Raw genomic sequence first — 594 nt, 5'->3', positions numbered from 1 at the left:
AGGAACCGAAATTCGCCAAGCTTCTCCCCGGGTTTGAGGTTCAGCACGCGGACGCACGAGGCCTCTTTGATGGCTCGATCTGGCCGAAGACCGGCTGCGCCTCGATCGGCTGAGCCGCAACGCCGTTGCTGCGACTTTCTTCCCCTGGGCTCACGCCCATTCCTCGCGAGACAAGAAAGTCTCTTCAACGGCGTCCTCCGCTGCGCTTCAGCCCGCGAGCGGGTGCGTCGCCGATCGTCCTCGCCCTTGAGATCGCCATCGAGGCCGCGGTGGTCGCGGGCTCGAAACACAACGGAGAAGCAAGATGGCTAATATCGGAACTTTCAAGAAGGTCGGCAATGATTTCCAGGGCGAGATCGTCACGCTGAGCTTGCAGGCTAGGGGCGTCCGCATCGTCGCCGAGACCAACCGCTCCAACGAGAACGCGCCCAGCCACCGCATCTATGTGGGTCGGGCCGAGATCGGCGCAGCCTGGTCGAAGCGCTCCGAAGAGGGCCGCGACTACCTCTCGATCAAGCTTGACGATCCCTCCTTCAACGCGCCGATCTACGCGAGCCTGTTCGACGACGAAGGTGGCGAGGGCTACAACCTGCT

Annotated in this window: 1 protein-coding gene; it reads left to right on the top strand. The window is 62.8% G+C overall.

Features of this window, described 5'->3' with window-relative positions:
- Positions 1-304: 304 nt before the first annotated feature.
- The coding region (locus QY049_RS38860; RefSeq protein ID WP_301270732.1) for a DUF736 domain-containing protein at positions 305-594 on the top strand (290 nt) is incomplete at its 3' end.

Source organism: Bradyrhizobium sp. WYCCWR 13022 (genome assembly GCF_030435535.1).
Taxonomy (GTDB): domain Bacteria; phylum Pseudomonadota; class Alphaproteobacteria; order Rhizobiales; family Xanthobacteraceae; genus Bradyrhizobium.
The sequence above is the reverse complement of the archived record's forward strand: the minus strand, read 5'-3'. Positions and strand labels throughout refer to the sequence as shown.